The organism is Pseudomonas lutea (assembly GCF_000759445.1).
GTDB lineage: Bacteria > Pseudomonadota > Gammaproteobacteria > Pseudomonadales > Pseudomonadaceae > Aquipseudomonas > Aquipseudomonas lutea.
Genome location: NZ_JRMB01000002.1, coordinates 534,658 through 552,599, shown reverse-complemented (window position 1 = coordinate 552,599; position 17,942 = coordinate 534,658). Strand labels below are relative to the sequence as shown.

Below are 17,942 nucleotides of genomic sequence, written 5' to 3'. Positions count from 1 at the left end.
CATCCGGGATCTGCTTGAAATGCCCAGTGCACCGTTGGATACGTTTAAAGGCCGGCGCGGCTTCGTAACCATCGCCGCTTGCCTCGGCTGGTTCGGGCTCGCGGTGCAGCTGTACCTGATTCTGTGGGGGCGATGGGTCGACGGCGCCAGCCTTCTCGGCGGGCTGGTGCGCTTTTGCAGCTTCTTCACGGTGGTGACGAACACGCTGGTGGCGGTGGCGCTGAGTTGCGCGATCAGTGAGCGAGATTCGGCCGGGTATCGGTTTTTTCGATCCCCGGCCGTATGCGCCGGGATCACCACCAGCATCGTATTGGTGAGCCTGGCGTATAACCTGCTGCTGCGCCATTTGTGGACGCCGCGAGGGTGGCAGTGGATCGCTGACGAGTTACTGCACGACATCATGCCAGCGCTGTTTGTGGCCTATTGGCTGTTCTTCTTGCCCAAAGGCACGGTAAGCCTGCGCCATGTGCTGCTGTGGATGCTGTATCCCGTCGTCTACTTTGGCTATCTGCTGCTGCGCGGGAATGCCTTCGGCGATTACATTTATCCGTTTCTGGACATCGGCACCCTGGGCTTCGTCAAAGCAATGACCAATGCGCTGGGCGTGCTGGCGGGGTTTGTGGGCATCGGGCTCATCGTCTTCCTGATCGACAGGGCATTTGGGCGCAAAGCGCATTCGTAGGCCTGATAGCTGACCCGCATCCCGGTGGAAAGTATTGCCGTCTCCAGACCACAAGACGACTAGAGGAGCCGGCTTGCGGGCGAATGCTACGGATCAGGCGCATATGCGGCATTTGTAGCGAATATGCCGGCCTCTTCGCGGGCAAGCGCGCTCCTACAGTTTGATGCGATCGCCCATGATTTTTCGGACTCTTGCCGAGATCAAACTGTAGGAGCCGGCTTGCTGGCGAAGGCTGCGGATCAGGCAAATGTGCGGCATTTGTAGCGGATATGCCGGCCTCTTCGCGGGCAAGCGCGCTCCTACAGTTTGATGCGTTTGCCCATGTTCTCGGATTATGCCTAGATCAAACTGTAGGAGCCGGCTTGCTGGCGAACCCGGCGGGTCAGGCAAAGATGCGGCAGTTTTAGCGGAAATCCCGGCCTTTTCGCAGGCAAGCGCGCTCCTACAGGCCGTCATCGTTATCCCCGGCATTTCCTCTTACCGGCGCATCATTCCTCGTCCGTACCGTCTGCGCGCCAGTAGCCAGCGGCTTTGATCGTCGCTTCGTCCAGCTTGAATTCATCGAGCAGCACGCGCCGAAGCTTGCGCGAGAGGGACGATTCAGTCGCTACCCAGGCGTAGAGATCGCCTGCCGGCAGGCTTAGCTGGCGCGTGATTTCAAGCAAGTCCTGCTCGCCGCGCACCACCCAGATCACTTCCACCGCCGCCTCGCTGTGCAGCGTCTGACGCTCGGCCGCGTTGTCTATTTCAACCACCACCAGCGCCTTGCGATTGGCCGGTAACGCTTCCAGCCGTCGACCGATGGCGGGCAGGGCGGTTTCGTCGCCGATCAGCAGATAACTGTCGAACATGTCGGGCACTATCATTGAGCCGCGAGGGCCGGCAATATTCAGCGTCTGCCCGGCTTCGGCCTGTGCCGCCCAGGTTGCCGCCGGCCCGTCGCCATGCAGGACGAAATCGATGTCCAGTTCGCCGGTTTGGGGATCGTAGCGGCGAGGCGTGTAGTCGCGCATCGCCGGACGCGGACCTTCGCCGTTTTGCAGCGGCGCTTCACTGTCCAGCGCGACTTGTTCTTCGGGCGTGGTGGCGAACAACAATTTGACGTGATCATCGGTCCCCAAGCTGATGAATCCGACCAGCTCCGGCCCATGCAGGGTGACCCGACGCATGCGCGGGGTGATGTCCGTCACCCTGAGCACTTGCAGCTTGCGGCGTTTGATTTCGTGACTGACACGATGAATTCCGTGCGGTGCATTCATTCCGGTTTCTCCGAAGCAGCTTGTTGGCCATCGACGATGGCTTTCGCCGTGTCGTTGAGCAGATCACGTACGCGCAGAATCTCTTCCGGGTTCCAACGGCCATGGTGCATTTGCAGCGCGTGACGCAGGTTGTGCACTGCCTCGTGGATTTCCGGCGGACGGTCGTGCCCCCGTAGCGAGCGCTTGCTGACCTCGATGCGCATTTTAACGCCGTCCAGCGCGACAGCTTGTTCGGTGAGGAACTGCTGACCGGCAGGGGTGATGCGGTAGCGTTTCTTGCCACCGTCGGCATCGCCCTGGATCAACTCGCTTTCTTCCAAAAAGGTCAGGGTCGGATAAATCACGCCCGGGCTGGGGCTGTAGGCGCCGTCGAACAGCGCTTCTATCTGACGAATCAAGTCGTAGCCGTGGCAGGGCTGGTCGGCGATCAATGCCAGCAGCATCAGTTTCAAATCGCCTGGCGCAAATACCCGTGGCCCTCGGCCGCCGCGTTCACGACCGGTGCGCTTTTCAAAACCGTCGCGGGCATCACCCGACTCGCCAAAATGCGGGCCCGGATGAGGACGGTGGTGGGGATGATCATGTGGATGGTCTTTCATTTTTGGTGCCTCTGGTTACTCGTTAGATATACCTTAAGATATATCTTAGGATTTCCGCAAGACGCGATAAGACGAACGGCACGGCCGGTTCCGCATACACAGAGAAGGGATTACAAGCGTGAGGCGACCTGGGAGGTGCCTGGCGCTTTGCATTGCGTGAAGGTGCCCGGCTGCAGGTAGGGATTGAGGATCGGCGCCATGCCCTTGAGGACTTGCACCGGAAGGGCGGAGGTGAACTTGAAGCTCTCGGCAGCACGTCCCGGCACGTAGGCGGTCAGCGTGCCGTAATGGTTATCGCCGATGAAAAACACGAAAGTGGCGGTCCGGTTGATGGCCTTGGATGCCAGGATCCTCCCGCCTGTGTCGACACTTTCGATGCGGTTGTCGCCGGTGCCGGTTTTGCCGCCCATTGCCACCACGCCGCCGTCCAGTGTTTTAAAGCTGCCGGAAACGCGTCTGGCGGTGCCGGCATCGACCACTTGCGAAAGCGCCTCGCGCATCGCTGCGGCGACCTCCGACGGCATAACCCGTTTGCCCATGTCGGGGTTGTTGATCAGCCGCGTCTCGTATGGCGTGTTGGCGGCGAAGTGCAGGCTGTCGATCCGCAACACCGGCAGGCGGATGCCGTCGTTCTGGATGATGCCGATGAGTTCGGCCAGTGCAGCGGGCCGATCGCCAGAGCTGCCGATCGCGGTGGCCAGCGAGGGCACCAGATGATCAAACGGATAACCCACTTGCTGCCAGCGCTGGTGGATGTCCAGAAACGCTTCGATCTCCAGCATGGTCCGGATACGACTGTCGCGCGCACGCTTGTGCTGGCTCTTGAACAGCCAGCTGTAGACTTCCTGACGCTCGAAGCGGCTGGCGGCCACGGCATCCTTGAACTTGGCGTCCGGGTTTTGCAGCAGATAACCCACCAGCCACAGATCCAGCGGGTGGACGCGTGCCACATAGCCCTGATCGGGCAGGTCGAACTTGCCGGGGCCATACGCGTAATACAGTTCGTCCAGACGCTTTTCGGTCAGCGTCGTTTTGCTTTTTTCACCTGCCATGTGCGCCCGAATAAATGCATTGAAAGCGCTTTGCGTCGCCTCAGGCAGCAAATACCGATGCACGGCGGCAAGTCGGCTCGCGGCAGGATGCACGCCGTCGAGAAACGTATCGAGCCGTTCCTGGGTGGATTTATTCTTGTAGCGTTTCCAGAAGCGCAGCAGGAACGATTTGCCCTCACGATCGGCGAACTCAGCCAGATACTCCTGACGTCTGGGATCGCTGTCGTCCTTGAGCAGCACGGCGCTGTTGTTGGGCCCCTGATACGTGGTGTAACGCACCAGATCGCGCATCAGGCGTATGAACGGCAGGTTGATCGACTCGCGCAACGCTTCCCGCAGCGTCGGATTGCGCGCGTTGTCTTCCCGGCGAAAGTTGTTGAAATGATGCAGGCCGCCCCCGGTAAAGAAGCTCTCGGCGGGACTGGCCGAATATTGGCGGTCCAGGGCGGCGGCAAGCATCTTCGAGAGATCCCGGTCGCTGTTCTGAATCAGGTACTCCAGCGCCCAGCGGCTGAGCTGGTCGGACGCCTCGACCGGCACTTTTCGCAGTGCGCTGACGGACTGATCGGCGTACCGGTCATGCAGTTCGGCAATGACCTGCAAATACGTCGTCATCACCCGCATCTTGGCGGTCGAGCCCAACTCCAGTTTACTGCCCTCGTTGATATCAAACGGCTGGTCGGTGCTGTCCGTCTGCACCCGAACCCGCGAGCCATCCGGGTCGCGCTCGAACAAGGTAAAGCTGTAGCGCACCGCCTGGGTGCTGGCGGGCGTCAACAGATGTTCGCCGATCAAACCCAACTGGCCAGCGACCGCCGGATCGGCAAGCCCTCGCAGGTATTGGCCGACGCTGACCTGCAGGTCGTTTTGCAAGGTGCTGGTCGCCGAGAGGTCGAGCCGGTCGAGGTCGTACAGTGATCGATTGAGCAGGTTGGACAAGCGCGTGCGCGCAACCGTGATGCCTTTATTGCTCTCCACAGGTTGCACGGTAGGTTGCTGCATCCAGTCGCGATAGGTCACTTTCGCCGCCAGCGCGGCGTTGGCCAGCGGCGGGTTAATCACGTTGTTTTGTGCGAGTACGCGCAGATGGCTGTCAGTCAATTCCGCCAGCTCGCTGCGCCCCTTTGCCAGAAAATGCGAAGGCCTGCGCTGTGCTATCACCAGAGACAAGACTTCGCGCAGCGCTAGTCCTTGTGCCGCAAGGGTTTTTTCGTCTGCTGCACTCGTGGCCAACAGTTGGTTGGTGCGATCAAAATCCGCGCCGTACCAGACCCGCAGGCCTTCGGCCATGCCGTGCACTTCGCCATGACCGGGCACGGCCGACAGCGGCACGCTGTTGAGATAATCGCGCACCACCCGCTGCCGTGCTTCAAGGGTCTGCTGCCCGGGTTGATAAGCGCGAACGCTGGCTGAGATCATCTGACGGATCTTTTCACTGCCCGACAACGTCAGGCCGTCCGGCGAGTGCCGGTATTTTTCCAGTTGCGTCGCCAGCGTGCTGCCGCCCGCCGATTGCCCAGGCAGCCCCACCACTTTGGCAACCTGAGACAGCGCTGCTTTTACAAACCTTGGCCAATCCACGGCCGGGTTCGCCAGCGGACGGCGGTCATCCAGCAGGTCGCGGTTCTCGATGAACAACAGGCTGTTGACCAGCACCGGCGGAATTGCGGCGAAGGTGGGGTACAGCTGCTGGGGGTAGGTGTACTGATAAAGCGGTTCGGCGCGGCAATCGTAAATCGTCAGGCCGGATTGGATTTTTTCCTCATACGGCACGAAAAGGCCGCGTTTGACGTAGGCCAGTAAATTGGGAGAAAAGCGCGCCTGGGCACTGATCAAGTAATCGCGCTTGAGCAGGCGCGGCAGAAACTCGTCCAGCGCCGAATAGCCGAGACGTTTGTCAAAAGGCCCGTCGCCGGGGTAAACGATCGCCGCACTTGGCCCAGTCTCGACGCGGTAACTCAAGCCTTCAGCAAGTTGGCTGAACCCGCGCGCCTGCAAGCGCGAGCTGCGCACCTCCGTCGACACCACAAAGCCCAGAATCACCGCCGCCCCAAGCACCGCCACCAGCAAGAACCGCCACACGTATCGGCGGGGGCGGGCATTGCCTGGCACTGATCCGTTCCCCTGACTGTCAGCCTTCACCGCAGCCTTTTTCGTATCGGAATGCCAAAAAGCGCCCATATCGTCAGCCCGGTCAAACCTGCACGTCGCACTTGGTAGAAGCGTAGACGCTGGTTAAGGGCGGGGAAGGGTTTGTGGTTGACGCTCCGTCGGTTCTTTGGGGAAAGGGATTTGAAGCATCCCGGCCGCCAAATACGTTCCTAGGTCGCGTCAGATTTAGCCTGGACCTCCCGCGCCCGGACGGTGATTGATCATCTCCCCAATAAGCCCCCTTACGGGAAAGACTCCATTGTAGGAAAGCTCTTGTTTTTGGGTTCGTCAGTTGACCTGTATCTATTGAGATAGTTACTTCCTCTTGTCACGCCTGAATGGGTGGCGCAAAAAACTTTCTATTACCTCTGTAAGAGGGCAGGATGTAATCGTGACTGGCGTGCCAGAGACGTCGGGCGCTTCCTTTTGGATTCTAGAGTACTTCGATGGTGTTAGGTGGTTGGAAAAACCTGAATCTGAAGAAAAATTCTCCAGCTTGATGCCTGGAACTGAGGTGCTTGTCAAAGTTTCTCACCGGCAAGATGTCTCTTTTTCTGGACGGCCTTACCATTTGGCAATCGGGTCTTATCCTGTATTGAAGGAATTCAAATTTAGTGACGAACTCGGCGTTAATAGAATTCCTTCGGGCCATACCGAACCTTCATGGATTGAGACTCAGGGCTATGCCCAAGGAATTTTGACTGCAAGATTCACTGACTCTGTCGGGGCGCTGCTAAAAGGTGCTGTCGGACGGTTCGTGCTTAGCCTTAAGGTATCCAGAATCCGGCCGGTGGTTGAGCACGTGACGAGTGAAGAGCACGGCGTCGCCACAAAAGTCGTCAACTTTGATCGCTGTGCTGGAGGGCACGAGGCCCAGGATTATGTCAGGTACGATCATGGCGTTAACACGTGGAGGAGTTATTACTATGTTGGGGTTTATGTATTCTCAAACTTCTTACTGGGCGCTCAAGGGAACGTAGAAGCTAATAAAGATTTTCGGCTGTTTGGTCATATCTGCAAGCAGCGGTTAATCAAAAGCGTTCCTGGTCCAGTCTGATGAGTGAGACTTGGCTGGTCACTGACCAGCCAAGCATATGTCCTTATTTCAGATGCGCTCTGAGATAAAAGGCGTCCTTTTTTCGCCTCTCTCAGAGATTTGATTTTTCCACGTTTGCTGCATGTTGTCGCTTTCCAGTATTCGTCCATAGTCAATCAGGCGGGCCAGGTCTTTAACTTCCAGCTTGTAGCCGGCGGTAAATCCCGTTTTGTCATATTTTGTCAATAGTACAGAAGTCTCGAAATGATCTGTCAGGTGACCTTTCAAGCCGCGATGATTAAGTCGCTCAGCCAGCCATGTCTTTTCTTCGCCGGACAAACTTCCGTGGGTGTCAATTATTTGAATGCTTCCAGTAACGTCCAGACCGAAGCTGAAGTCTTTCCCAGCCAGTTCGGGCCTTAGTTTGGAAAGCTCATTTTTAAATGAGGTATAGGCAACCTTGGCGAGCTCCAGCGCAAGACTGGCCTCCACCTGTTTGACAGCTAGGTAGGCGTCCATACTTTTTATCCCCTTCATATACGGCTCGGCAAGCCACGGTTGTTCTTCTTCCAGAGCAACGGCGCGTGGCGGGCTGTCCTGGCTGCCCGGTGTTTCGTCTGCCTGCTTTAGCGGTATCGAGTTTCTGGCGGGTGCCAAAGTCACGTGCTGCATCAGAGCCTGTATGTCCATTTTTTCCTCCACTGATTTATCCACTCTCTCGCGTAACGGCAGTCTGCGAAAAAGCTTTGCCTGATAAAGCAGTAGGAAATTTCCGAAGATCAATCCCCGTGAGAAGCCGTTCTCAAACCTTCGCCACCTGCACCCCTTTCGGGCTCCCCAGGCGCTTGTTCAATTCCAGCCAGTTCGATAACAGCAACATCAGTCCCACCCCGAGCAGCGCGGTGATCACACGCATTTGCCAGCCGTCATCGGCCAGGGCGTTGGCCATGTCGGCGAGCGGGGCGAGGAGCACGCCCAGGCAGAAGATCTCCAGTGAATACCGTCCCATCCGACACGCCTGCTGGACGGGCCAATTGTCCAGCCAAGTCACCGACGCGGGCAGTAATTTCGCGACTATGTAGACGAGTGCGATGAAGTGCAGCAGCCGCAGCGGTGAGAGGTCGGTCTTGCTGATCGGGTAGATCAAGTCGGTGAGCACGGCAGGCAGGAGCGCGTCATGCACGTCAGGAAACTTCCACAGGAATGTGATGAATCCAGTCACCAGCAGGTAAGCGGCTGCGACGAGAAACAGAGGCTGTTGCCAGAGCAGACGAGCAGGCACCGTCGCGGCCGTCTCACGCTGGGTGTGTACGGCGAATGCGCCGCCGAGTACGAATATGAGCTGCCACGCCACCGGGTTGAAATACCAGTAGCCCCCGCCTTCATAGGCGCGAAGATTCCAGCCGAGCAGTGGCACCATCATGTACAGCGTAACGGAGAGGCCGATCGCCAGCGCCACGCTGCGCAGCATGATCGGCAGAATCAGCGGCAGTGCCCCCATCAGCAAAATGTAAAGCGGCAGCGGGTCCGTCAGGTTGGGTTTGAAGCGCAGCAACAATTCGTCGGCCAGCGCCTGCTGCGGATTGCCCACGAAATACTCAAGGCCCATCTCGCGCACCATGTCGCGTGTCTCGACGTGGTTATTGGCGACGAAGACGATGCCCATCAGCAGGGTCAGCAAGAAGATGTGCGCCACGTACAGCATCCAGGTGCGCCGCAGAATGCGCAGGCAGGCCACGACGTAACCGTCGCGTTGCGCCACGCGACCGTAGGCGAGGACGGCGGCGTAGCCTGCGAGAAACACAAACACCTCGGCGGCGTCACTGAAGCCAAAATTGCGCAGCGTCAATTGCGCGAAGGGGTTATCCGGCACGTGATCCCAAAAAATGAAGATCAGCGCCAGCCCGCGAAAGAAATCGATCCGGTGGTCGCGTCCGTTCGTCATGACGGTTGCCTTGCAGAGGTGTTTTAAGAGGAGAGGCCAATCATGGCCGTGGTTCCACGCCGGCAGCAGGGGCTGATCGGCGGCGCGCAGGGTGGCGGGTTTGCCGGGTAAATGCAAAGGATGGATGTTGCAGAATGTCTCGACAGGACGGCGTGGTTGCGTCGGAAATCTACCCTGCCATGTGCCGCATTTTCTGCAGCACTGCGTTCAGCCCGTTGCTGCGAGAGGGCGACAGCTGGCGACTCAATCCCAGCTGGGTAAACCAGTCAGTCAGGTCTACTTCCTGCAACGCATGCGCAGGCAGGCCGTTGACGCGCGCCAGCAGCAGCGCCACCAGACCGCGGATCAAGCGTGCGTCGCTGGCGGCCCGGAACTGCCAGTGGCCGTCACTCAGCTCGCCGGCCAGCCAGACTTTACTCTCGCAACCGTCCACCCGATGCGCGTCGGTTTTCTCTTCGTCGCGCATGGCCGGTAGACGCTCGCCCCATTGCATCAGCAAGCGCGCTCTTTGCTCCCAGCTCAGCGACGCGTTGAAGGTCTCCAGCGCGGTTTGCGCGTCGCTCGGCAACGTCATCGCAAAAGCTCCAGCGCTTGATCCAGTGCGATGAAAAATCGCTCCAGGTCGTCGGAATCGTTGTACAGCGCCAGTGAAACGCGAATCGCCCCGGACAGTTCCAGCCCGCTGATCAGCGGAATGGCGCAGTGGTGCCCGGCGCGCACGGCGATGCCTTGCTCGGTCAGCAGGTGCGCAAGGTCGGCGTTGTGCACGCCCTCGACGACGAAGCTTGCCAGTGCCACTTGAGGATCACCCAGCAACCGCACGCCATCGCGGCGCATCAACCCGGCGCGAAGCCGCTCATGCAGGTGCGCTTCAAACGCCTCGACGGCTGAGGGGGTGAGGGCGTTGAGGTAATCCAGCGTCGCGCCCAGACCAATGACCGCGCCGATGGCCGGCGTACCGGCTTCAAAGCCCAACGGTGCAGGGCGAAACGTCGCCGTCTGGTAGCCGGTGTGCAGGACCATCTCGCCGCCGAACTGCCAATGCTTCAGTTGCGCCAGCGCTTCGTTGCGGCCAAACAGCACGCCGACGCCGTCCGGGCCGTAGAGCTTGTGACCTGAAAACGCATAGAAGTCGCAACCGATCTGCTGAACGTCGTGCCGTCCATGGACGACACCTTGCGCACCGTCGATCACACTCAACGCGCCGTTGGCCCTGGCCAGCGCCACGAGGGGTTCGATCGGCTGCCAGGTGCCGAGCACGTTGGACAATTGGCTCACTGCCAGCAAGCGGGTCCGTGAGGTAATCAGCCCGGCAGCGACATCAATGTCGATCACTCCGCTGTCTGTGAGGGGCAGCACCACCAGCTTGAGGCCGCGACGCAACGCCAGCTGCTGCCACGGCAACAGGTTGGCGTGATGCTCCAGAGCGCTGACGACGATTTCATCGCCCGCTTCGAAAAGATGCTCCAGCCCATACGCCAGAAGGTTGAACGCGGAGGTCGCGCCGTGGGTGAATACGATCTGACCCGCCGATCCGGCATTCAGCCATCTGGCCACCTTGCCCCGAGTGCCCTCGAAAGCCTGCGTTGCCATCGCCCCGGGCTGGTGCTGAGCGCGGTGCACATTCGCGGCACCGTGGGCGTAGTAACCCACCATGGCATCAATGAGGGCTTGGGGTTTTTGTGCGGTAGCAGCGCTGTCGAGATAAGTCTGGCCTTGACGCTGCAGGGCAGCGATAGCCGGAAAATCAGCGCGCCAGGGGGAAATGAGGGGCATATCAGTCACGCTCGTTGGGGCGGGTTCGGTCCTGCTGAGCACCGAACCCGCACGCAGCATCGGTCAGTTGTGAGCGTGCAGCGCTTCGTTCAGCTCGATGGCCGACTTGTGGGATTTGCATTCCACCGCGCCGGTTTGCGAGTTGCGACGGAACAGCAGGTCCGGTTGCCCGGCCAGGTCACGCGCCTTGAGCACTTTGACCAGCTCGTTCTTTTCATCGAGCAGCGCAACTTTGGTGCCAGCCGTGATGTACAGCCCGGCCTCCACGGTGTTGCGATCGCCCAACGGAATACCGATACCGGCGTTCGCGCCGATCAGGCAGCCTTCACCGACCTTGATCACGATGTTGCCGCCACCCGACAGGGTGCCCATGGTCGAGCAGCCGCCGCCCAGGTCAGAACCCTTGCCGACGAAAACGCCCGCAGAAACACGGCCTTCGATCATCCCCGGGCCTTCAGTGCCGCCGTTGAAATTGACGAAACCCTCGTGCATGACGGTGGTGCCTTCGCCGATGTAGGCACCCAGACGCACGCGCGCGGTATCGGCAATGCGCACGCCGGCCGGCACCACGTAGTCGGTCATCTTCGGGAATTTGTCTACCGAGAATACTTCCAGCAAATGCCCTTTGAGGCGGGCTTCCAGCTGGCGCTCGGCCAGTTCAGCCAGATCGATGGCGCCCTGGCTGGTCCAGGCGACGTTCGGCAACAGCGGGAACACGCCCGCCAGGCTCAGACCGTGGGGCTTGACCAGTCGATGCGACAGCAGATGCAGCTTGAGGTAGGCCTCGGGAGTGGACGTCAACGCGGCGTCTTCCGCCAGCAGCGTGGCAACCAGCGGCTTGTGGCTCTCGGCCAGCCGGGTCAGCAAGGCGGCCTGGGTATCGTCGATACCTTTGAGGGCATTGGCCAGACGCGAGGACAGATCGGTATTGAAAGTGATGGTCTGGTTGCCACCGGTGTAACCCAGAATCGGCGCAACGGCGGCGACGATTTCAGCCGACGGGTTAAGCAGCGGCAGGGCGTAGAAAACTTCCAGCCAGGTGCCTTGGCGGTTTTGTGTGCCAACGCCAAAGGCCAGGCTGAACAGAGAAGTGGACATGCAGATACCTCGTTATTTAGGGCTATCTCAATCAGGCGATAGCCGCAGCGTACAGTTCGGGTTTGAAGCCAATCAGGGTTTTGTCGCCAAGGTCCAGCACCGGCCGTTTGATCATCGAAGGCTGAGCGAGCATCAGCTCGATGGCCTTGTCCTGGTCGAGGTCGGCTTTCTGCGCCTCGTCCAGTTTGCGGAAGGTCGTGCCGGCGCGGTTGAGGACCGTCTGCCAGCCGTGCTCGTTGCACCAGCGGGTCAGGTGCTCGCGGTCAATGCCTTGGGTTTTGTAATCGTGGAAATCGTAGTTCACCGGTTTTTCGTCAAGCCAGGTGCGGGCCTTTTTCATCGTGTCGCACGCCTTGATCCCAAACAGGTGCAACGTGTGGGTTTCCTTGGCCATGGGCCTGCTCCTTTCGGGACGGTTGAAAAAAACGGTGGAGGATTATGCCACGTACGCGCCGGCTAAGCGTGGCCGGCCGACGCTTTGTCTGCCGAGGGGCGCCGCCAGGTGCAAAGTGCGGCGAGGAAGGCTGGGCATCTCCACACGCGTGCGCCGAGTAGGGGTGGTTCGGTAAAAAGGGGCACTTTGAGCACTGCGTCGGGTCTGTTGCCGTTGTCAGTCATGTGTCAAAAGCCTGGAGAAACCCGCAATGCAAACAGCCTATACCGTCTTGATCCTGCTGACGCTGGTAGGGCTGTCGCGATTGCTGGCGCGGTTGATACCACTGCCGTTACCGCTGGTGCAGATCGCCGCGGGCGCTTTGCTCGCCTGGCCGACGCTGGGGTTGCACGTGGCGCTGGACCCCGAATTGTTTCTCTTTCTGTTCCTGCCGCCCTTGTTGTTTTCCGATGGCTGGCGCATGCCCAAACGCGACCTGTGGCGCTACCGTGGCGCGATCCTCACCCTGGCCATCGGGCTGGTGATCTTCACCGTGGTCGGTGCCGGTTACTTCATTCACTGGCTGTTGCCGTCCATTCCCTTGCCGGTGGCGTTCGCGCTGGCTGCGGTGCTGTCGCCGACTGACGCCGTAGCGGTTTCGGCCATCGCTCAGGACCGCCTGCCCGCACCGATCATGCGCATGCTGCAGGGCGAGGCGCTGATGAATGACGCGACCGGCCTCGTCACCTTCAAATTTGCGCTGGCGGCCGCCATTACCGGCGTGTTTTCCCTGACGGATGCGAGCCTGAATTTCGTTCTGGTGGCGTGCGGCGGTCTGGCTGTGGGCGTCGCGCTCAGTTGGGTGGTGGGGCGCATGCGCAGCTGGATGATCACCCGGGGCTGGGACGATCCGGCGACCCACGTGGTGTTCATGTTGCTGCTGCCATTCGCGGCCTATGTGCTGGCTGAACGTCTTGAACTGTCCGGCATTCTGTCGGCGGTGGCCGCCGGGATGATGCAGAGTTGGGTCGATTTGCTGCCACGCCAGACCAGCACACGGTTGCTCAATCGCAGCGTGTGGACGCTCCTCGAATTTGCCTTTAACGGTTTGATCTTTTTACTGTTAGGCCTGCAGCTGCCGGACATCATCACCGCCGTCACTCAACATCAAGCCACGCTGTGGCCGACCCTGTTGTGGCGCTGCCTTGATGTGCTGGCGATCTTCATCGTGCTGGCTGTGCTGCGTTACATCTGGGTGCGGAGTGTCTGGCGTCTGATGATCCAGATTCGCCGCTGGCGGGGCAGAGGTGATGGCACGCTCGACCTGTCCACCCGCGCCTCGTTGCTGTTGACCGTGGGCGGGGTTCGGGGAGCGGTAACGCTGGCAGGTACGTTATCGGTACCGATGCTCATCAGTGCCGGGATGGCATTTCCCGAACGCGATTTACTGATTTTCATCGCGGCCGGGGTCATCCTGCTGTCGCTGGTATCGGCCAGCATTGGTCTGCCGCTGCTGCTGCGTGGAATGGCCAGCGAGCCGGACTTGCGCCTCAATCGCGAAGTACGTGATGCCTGGAAGCGGACCGCGCAGGCGGCGATTCAGACGCTGGAAAACGAGGCGATCCCGGCCGCGACGGATTCGGCCGATGCGGCGCAGGCGGTACTCGCCATGGAAGTGAAGGCGCGGATCATGTCCGAATACCGTCACCGTCTGGAGATTTTCAACGACACCGCCGAAGCGCAGGCGCTGGCGTTTCAGATGGACCTGCTGGAAAAGCGCATGCGCTTGAATGCGCTACGAGCGCAGCGTCTGGAACTCTACAGGCTGCATCGCCATCACCAGATTGGCGACGACGTCCTGCGCAGGGTTTTAGCCGAACTTGATCTCAACGAGGCCAATCTAGGCGTGGCCCATTAAGGCAAGCGCGCACCGGGCCTGACAGAAAAAGGCCCGGTGCCTGATGCTTAGCGTCTCTTGATGAAGTCCCGAATCCGCTGCGCCGCCTCGATGCATTCTGCCAGCGGTGCAACCAGTGCCATGCGTACGCGCCCCGCGCCGGGGTTGAAGCCGTCCACCTCGCGGGACAGATATGAACCGGGCACGACCGTCACGTGTTCAGTGACATAGAGATCCCGGCAGAAGGCAGCGTCGTCAGAGCCGACGCTGGGCCATAGGTAGAACCCGCCGTCCGGACGTTGCACGTCCATGACCGGGCTCAGAATCTCCAGCACGGCGTCGAACTTCTCACGGTACAGCGTACGATTCGCGCGCACGTGTTCTTCATCGCTCCAGGCGGCAATGCTCGCCAGTTGCGTCTGCACCGGCATTGCGCAGCCATGGTAGGTGCGATAGAGCAAAAACGCCTTGAGGATATCGGCGTCGCCCGCCACGAAACCGGAACGCAGCCCCGGCAGATTCGAGCGCTTGGACAGGCTGTGGAACACCACGCAGCGCTTGAAATCCTCCCGCCCCAGCTCGGCGCATGCGGTGAGCAAACCTGCCGGCGGCGTTGCTTCGTCAAAATACAGTTCGCTGTAACACTCGTCGGCGGCGATCACGAAGTCGTGCTTGTCGGCCAGAGCAATGAGCTTCTTCAAGGTTTCCAGCGGGATCAGCGCACCGGTCGGGTTGCCCGGCGAGCACAGGAACAGGATCTGACAACGGTCCCAGACATCGGCGCTGACGGCATCGAAATCCGGGTTGAAACCGTACTCGGCGAGGCACGGCAGATAGTGTGGGGTGGCACCCGCCAGAAACGCCGCGCCTTCATAGATCTGATAAAACGGGTTGGGGCTGACCACCAGGCCATTGTCGCTACGGTTAACGACGGTCTGGGTGAACGCAAACAGCGCCTCGCGGGTGCCGTTGACCGGCAGCACGTGACGGGTTGCATCCAGCCAGCCGGCAGGCACGTTGAAGCGACGTTCGCACCACTGGGCGATGGTTTCACGCAGCGCGGGGATACCCGCTGTCGTTGGGTAGACCGCCATTTGATCCAGATTATCGGCCAGCGCCTTGGCCACAAACTCCGGCGATTTATGCTTGGGTTCGCCAATCGACAGGGCGATGGGACGCTTGTCCGGATTGGGCGTGACGGCACCGAGCAGTGCGCGGAGTTTCTCGAAAGGGTAGGGCTGAAGCTGCTGCAGAGCGTTATTCATGTGCAATTCGTTCTCAAGGCTGGGCGCCCGCACTTCGTTGCTGAAGTGGCAAAGCGCCGTTGAATCAAGTCGTCAGGCCGGGCCGTGCGGGCCCGTTCAAATGCTGATGCGCAGTTCGCTTCCGGGCTCCGGGTTGACGCTGAGCTGCTCAATGATCTCGTCCTGCAGCCGTTTGCACAGCTGCGGATCGGACAGCGGCTGGTGATTCTCGTCGGTCAGGAAGAACACGTCCTCCACGCGCTCGCCCAGCGTTGCGATCTTGGCGTTCTGCAAGGACAGATCGAACTCCAGGAAAATCTTGCCCAGCCTCGCCAGCAGCCCCGGACGGTCCGGAGCACTGAGTTCAAGCACCGTGACAGGACGCTGCGCGTCATTGGAAATCGTCACCACCGGCGCAAAGGCAAAGTGCTTGAGCTGGCGCGGAACGCGGCGTTTGATGATGGTCGGGTAGTCATCAGGGTTGCGCAGTGCCTCGGCGAGGCCCTCACGAATCGCCTTGATACGCTCCGGATTTTCGCCAATCGATCCGCCTTCACTGTCCAGCACGATGTAGGTGTCAAGTGTGAACTGGCTGGTAGAGGTGATGACCCGGGCGTCGTGGATGTTCAGGTTCAACTGGTCCATCGCCGCCACCGTCACGGCGAAGAAGTCATGCTGATCCGGCGCATAGATGAAGATCTGCGTGCCGCCCTCGAATTCGCGCTGGGTGGTTTCCTTGATCAGGACCAGCGGCCCGCCATCGGCTGGCTGCTGCAAGATCGCATCACTGTGCCAGGCGACATCGCCAGCGGTATGGCGCAGAAAATAGTCATCGCCCAACTGCGACCACAGTTGCTCTACATCATCCGGATCGGTGCCGCTGCGCACCAGAATATCCAGCGCAGCGCTCTGCGTCCGACGAATCTGCTCTTCGCGGTCGACAGGGTTCTCGAGCCCGCGCTTGAGTGCGCGCTTGGTCTCGGTGTACAGCTGACGCAGCAGGCTTGCCCGCCAGGAGTTCCACAACGTCGGATTGGTCGCGTTAATGTCGGCGATGGTCAGCACATACAGGTAGTCCAGGTGCACTTCATCGCCCACAAACTGGGCGAAGTCGTGAATCACCTGCGGGTCGGACAAGTCTTTGCGCTGGGCAGTGGTCGACATGACGAGGTGGTTTTGCACCAGCCAGACGATCAACTGGGTGTCCCACTGCGGCAAACGATGGCGAACGCCAAACGCCTCGGCATCAACCGCGCCGAGTTCCGAATGATCGCCGCCGCGACCCTTGCCGATGTCGTGATACAAACCGGCCAGATAGATCAGCTCGGGCTTTGGCAGGCGGGCCATGAGCTTGCTGGCCAGCGGGAATTTTTCGGAGACTTGCGTGTACTGAAGCTTACGCAGGTGCTTGATCAGGTTCAGCGTGTGGGCATCAACGGTATAGATGTGGAACAGGTCGTGTTGCATCTGCCCGACGATGTGGCCGAACTCCGGCAGGTAAAGACCCAGGATGCCGTACCGGTTCATCCGCCGCAGATTGCGATGAATGCCGATCTCGCACTTGAACAGCTCGATGAACAGACTGGTGTTGCGGATATCGTTGCGGAATTCGTCATTGATCAGGTAGCGGTGCTCGCGCAGCAAGCGAATGGTGTCAGCCCGCACGCCTTTTATTTCCGGGCGCTGAGCCATCAGCACGAAAATCTCGAGCATCGCAAATGGCGTGCGAATGAAAACGTTCGGATGGGTTGCCTCGATGTAGCCGTCATGCAGCTGGAAACGCGAGTTGATCGTCTCGGTCACCGTGCCTTCATCGTCCGCCAGAATCACTTCTTCGAAGTGCTGAATGATCAGATCGCTAAGCTGCGCGATGCTCATGACCACCCGGTAGTACTTCTGCATGAAGCGTTCAATGGCCAGCTTGGCATCGCTGTCTTCGTAACCCAGCAAGCGCGCGATGCCGGTCTGGTAGTCGAACAAAAGACGGTCTTCCGAGCGCCTTGCCAGCATGTGCAGGGCATAGCGAACCTTCCAGAGAAACTCTTGGGATGACGCCAGCAACGCGTTTTCACTCTCCAGCAGAAAGCCTTCATCGGCCAGTGCGTGCAGGTTCAGCGTTCCGTACTGGCGACGCGCGACCCAGAGAATGGTCTGGATGTCGCGCAGGCCACCCGGCGAGCCTTTAACGTTGGGCTCAAGGTTGTATTCGGTGTCGAAATACTTGTGATGGCGGTTCTTCTGCTCGGCGCGTTTGGCCAGGAAGAACTCTTTGCTCGGCCACATCTCGCGGGTGCTGGTCACGGCAAGCATGCGCTGACGGAGTCGTTCCGGGCCTGCAATCGTGCGGCTTTCCATCAGGTTGGTAATGACCGTCAGATCGGCCCGCGCCTCGGTGACGCACTCGTCCACCGAGCGGACGCTTTGACCGACCTCCAGGCCGATATCCCACAGCAGCGTCAGAAAACGCTCGATGGAATCGCGGAAAACTTCATGATCGGCGCTGTCCAGCAGGATCAGCAGGTCGATGTCGGAGTAGGGGTGCAGTTCGCCTCGGCCGTAACCGCCCACTGCCAATAGAGCAATGTCGGCGTCTTCGCTCCAGTCGAACTGATCCCAGGCCTGTTGCAGGATGTTATCGACGAACCAGGCCCGGTCCTCGATCAGCCTGCGGATCTCGCGGCCAGACTTGAAGCGACCGTCCAGCACCTCACGCGCCTGACGGATGGCTTTTTTGAAGGCGGGTATTGGGCTGGCCTTCAGTGCCAGCTCGGCCTGAAACTGGCCGCGATCAAACAAATCCGGGTCCACCTGCGGCATCGAACTGCTTTCC

General features: G+C 59.9%; 14 protein-coding genes. 3 read left to right on the top strand and 11 right to left on the bottom strand.

Annotated features, from left to right (window positions below; genetic code table 11):
• The first annotated feature begins 19 nt into the window (after positions 1-19).
• Entirely contained in the window at positions 20-682 is a 663-nt protein-coding gene (locus LT42_RS14635; RefSeq protein ID WP_037014305.1) for a Pr6Pr family membrane protein, read from the top strand.
• A gap of 488 nt (positions 683-1,170) precedes the next feature.
• Here LT42_RS14635 and LT42_RS14630 read toward each other — a convergent pair whose 3' ends face one another.
• The 3 genes from LT42_RS14630 to LT42_RS14620 all read right to left on the bottom strand — a co-directional run bounded on the left by LT42_RS14630 (position 1,171) and on the right by LT42_RS14620 (position 5,773).
• Complete coding sequence (locus LT42_RS14630) at positions 1,171-1,941, bottom strand: siderophore-interacting protein (RefSeq protein WP_037014302.1); 771 nt, start codon at positions 1,939-1,941, stop codon at positions 1,171-1,173.
• Entirely contained in the window at positions 1,938-2,540 is a 603-nt protein-coding gene (locus tag LT42_RS14625) for a PadR family transcriptional regulator (RefSeq protein WP_037014299.1), read from the bottom strand. The genes LT42_RS14630 and LT42_RS14625 overlap by 4 nt, the downstream gene beginning before the upstream one ends.
• Before the next feature lie 110 nt (positions 2,541-2,650).
• Complete coding sequence (locus LT42_RS14620; RefSeq protein WP_052075286.1) at positions 2,651-5,773, bottom strand: transglycosylase domain-containing protein; 3,123 nt, start codon at positions 5,771-5,773, stop codon at positions 2,651-2,653.
• Positions 5,774-6,134: 361 nt separating this feature from the next.
• On the opposite strand from LT42_RS14620, the gene LT42_RS14615 reads away from it, so the two are divergent.
• Positions 6,135-6,800: a hypothetical protein gene (locus LT42_RS14615; RefSeq protein WP_052075285.1), complete on the top strand. Its 666-nt coding sequence runs from the start codon at positions 6,135-6,137 to the stop codon at positions 6,798-6,800.
• 48 nt (positions 6,801-6,848) lie between these two features.
• Here LT42_RS14615 and LT42_RS14610 read toward each other — a convergent pair whose 3' ends face one another.
• The 6 genes from LT42_RS14610 to LT42_RS14585 all read right to left on the bottom strand — a co-directional run bounded on the left by LT42_RS14610 (position 6,849) and on the right by LT42_RS14585 (position 11,992).
• Positions 6,849-7,469, bottom strand: coding sequence for a hypothetical protein (locus LT42_RS14610; protein WP_037014297.1), 621 nt, complete (start codon positions 7,467-7,469; stop codon positions 6,849-6,851).
• Between the two features lie 112 nt (positions 7,470-7,581).
• Positions 7,582-8,724: an OpgC domain-containing protein gene (locus LT42_RS14605; protein ID WP_037014295.1), complete on the bottom strand. Its 1,143-nt coding sequence runs from the start codon at positions 8,722-8,724 to the stop codon at positions 7,582-7,584.
• A gap of 169 nt (positions 8,725-8,893) precedes the next feature.
• Positions 8,894-9,298 (bottom strand): SufE family protein, encoded by a 405-nt coding sequence (locus tag LT42_RS14600; RefSeq protein WP_037014292.1) that lies wholly within the window; start codon positions 9,296-9,298, stop codon positions 8,894-8,896.
• Entirely contained in the window at positions 9,295-10,500 is a 1,206-nt protein-coding gene (locus LT42_RS14595) for an aminotransferase class V-fold PLP-dependent enzyme (protein WP_037014289.1), read from the bottom strand. Before LT42_RS14595 ends, LT42_RS14600 begins: the two co-directional genes overlap by 4 nt.
• A gap of 63 nt (positions 10,501-10,563) precedes the next feature.
• Positions 10,564-11,598: a 2,3,4,5-tetrahydropyridine-2,6-dicarboxylate N-succinyltransferase gene (dapD, locus tag LT42_RS14590; RefSeq protein ID WP_037014279.1), complete on the bottom strand. Its 1,035-nt coding sequence runs from the start codon at positions 11,596-11,598 to the stop codon at positions 10,564-10,566.
• Positions 11,599-11,629: 31 nt separating this feature from the next.
• Entirely contained in the window at positions 11,630-11,992 is a 363-nt protein-coding gene (locus tag LT42_RS14585; RefSeq protein ID WP_037014277.1) for an ArsC family reductase, read from the bottom strand.
• Positions 11,993-12,242: 250 nt separating this feature from the next.
• On the opposite strand from LT42_RS14585, the gene LT42_RS14580 reads away from it, so the two are divergent.
• Positions 12,243-13,889: a Na+/H+ antiporter gene (locus tag LT42_RS14580; protein ID WP_037014274.1), complete on the top strand. Its 1,647-nt coding sequence runs from the start codon at positions 12,243-12,245 to the stop codon at positions 13,887-13,889.
• Between the two features lie 47 nt (positions 13,890-13,936).
• On the opposite strand, the gene dapC is transcribed toward LT42_RS14580, so the two are convergent.
• Both dapC and LT42_RS14570 read right to left on the bottom strand, forming a co-directional pair.
• On the bottom strand, positions 13,937-15,133 hold the full coding sequence (gene dapC, locus LT42_RS14575; protein WP_037014271.1) for a succinyldiaminopimelate transaminase: 1,197 nt from the start codon (positions 15,131-15,133) through the stop codon (positions 13,937-13,939).
• Between the two features lie 96 nt (positions 15,134-15,229).
• The gene (locus LT42_RS14570; protein WP_037014268.1) at positions 15,230-17,929 is read right to left on the bottom strand and encodes a [protein-PII] uridylyltransferase; all 2,700 of its coding nucleotides are present in this window, start codon (positions 17,927-17,929) and stop codon (positions 15,230-15,232) included.
• Between the last annotated feature and the right edge of the window lie 13 nt (positions 17,930-17,942).

Bases quoted from the DNA above. Each gene is read 5' to 3' on its own strand.
- LT42_RS14635 (WP_037014305.1), top strand. From the start codon at position 20: ATGCCCAGTGCACCGTTGGATACGTTTAAAGGCCGGCGCGGCTTCGTA.
- LT42_RS14630 (WP_037014302.1), bottom strand. From the start codon at position 1,941: ATGAATGCACCGCACGGAATTCATCGTGTCAGTCACGAAATCAAACGC.
- LT42_RS14625 (WP_037014299.1), bottom strand. From the start codon at position 2,540: ATGAAAGACCATCCACATGATCATCCCCACCACCGTCCTCATCCGGGC.
- LT42_RS14620 (WP_052075286.1), bottom strand. From the start codon at position 5,773: ATGGGCGCTTTTTGGCATTCCGATACGAAAAAGGCTGCGGTGAAGGCT.
- LT42_RS14610 (WP_037014297.1), bottom strand. From the start codon at position 7,469: ATGGACATACAGGCTCTGATGCAGCACGTGACTTTGGCACCCGCCAGA.
- LT42_RS14605 (WP_037014295.1), bottom strand. From the start codon at position 8,724: ATGACGAACGGACGCGACCACCGGATCGATTTCTTTCGCGGGCTGGCG.
- LT42_RS14600 (WP_037014292.1), bottom strand. From the start codon at position 9,298: ATGACGTTGCCGAGCGACGCGCAAACCGCGCTGGAGACCTTCAACGCG.
- LT42_RS14595 (WP_037014289.1), bottom strand. From the start codon at position 10,500: ATGCCCCTCATTTCCCCCTGGCGCGCTGATTTTCCGGCTATCGCTGCC.
- dapD (WP_037014279.1), bottom strand. From the start codon at position 11,598: ATGTCCACTTCTCTGTTCAGCCTGGCCTTTGGCGTTGGCACACAAAAC.
- LT42_RS14585 (WP_037014277.1), bottom strand. From the start codon at position 11,992: ATGGCCAAGGAAACCCACACGTTGCACCTGTTTGGGATCAAGGCGTGC.
- LT42_RS14580 (WP_037014274.1), top strand. From the start codon at position 12,243: ATGCAAACAGCCTATACCGTCTTGATCCTGCTGACGCTGGTAGGGCTG.
- dapC (WP_037014271.1), bottom strand. From the start codon at position 15,133: ATGAATAACGCTCTGCAGCAGCTTCAGCCCTACCCTTTCGAGAAACTC.
- LT42_RS14570 (WP_037014268.1), bottom strand. From the start codon at position 17,929: ATGCCGCAGGTGGACCCGGATTTGTTTGATCGCGGCCAGTTTCAGGCC.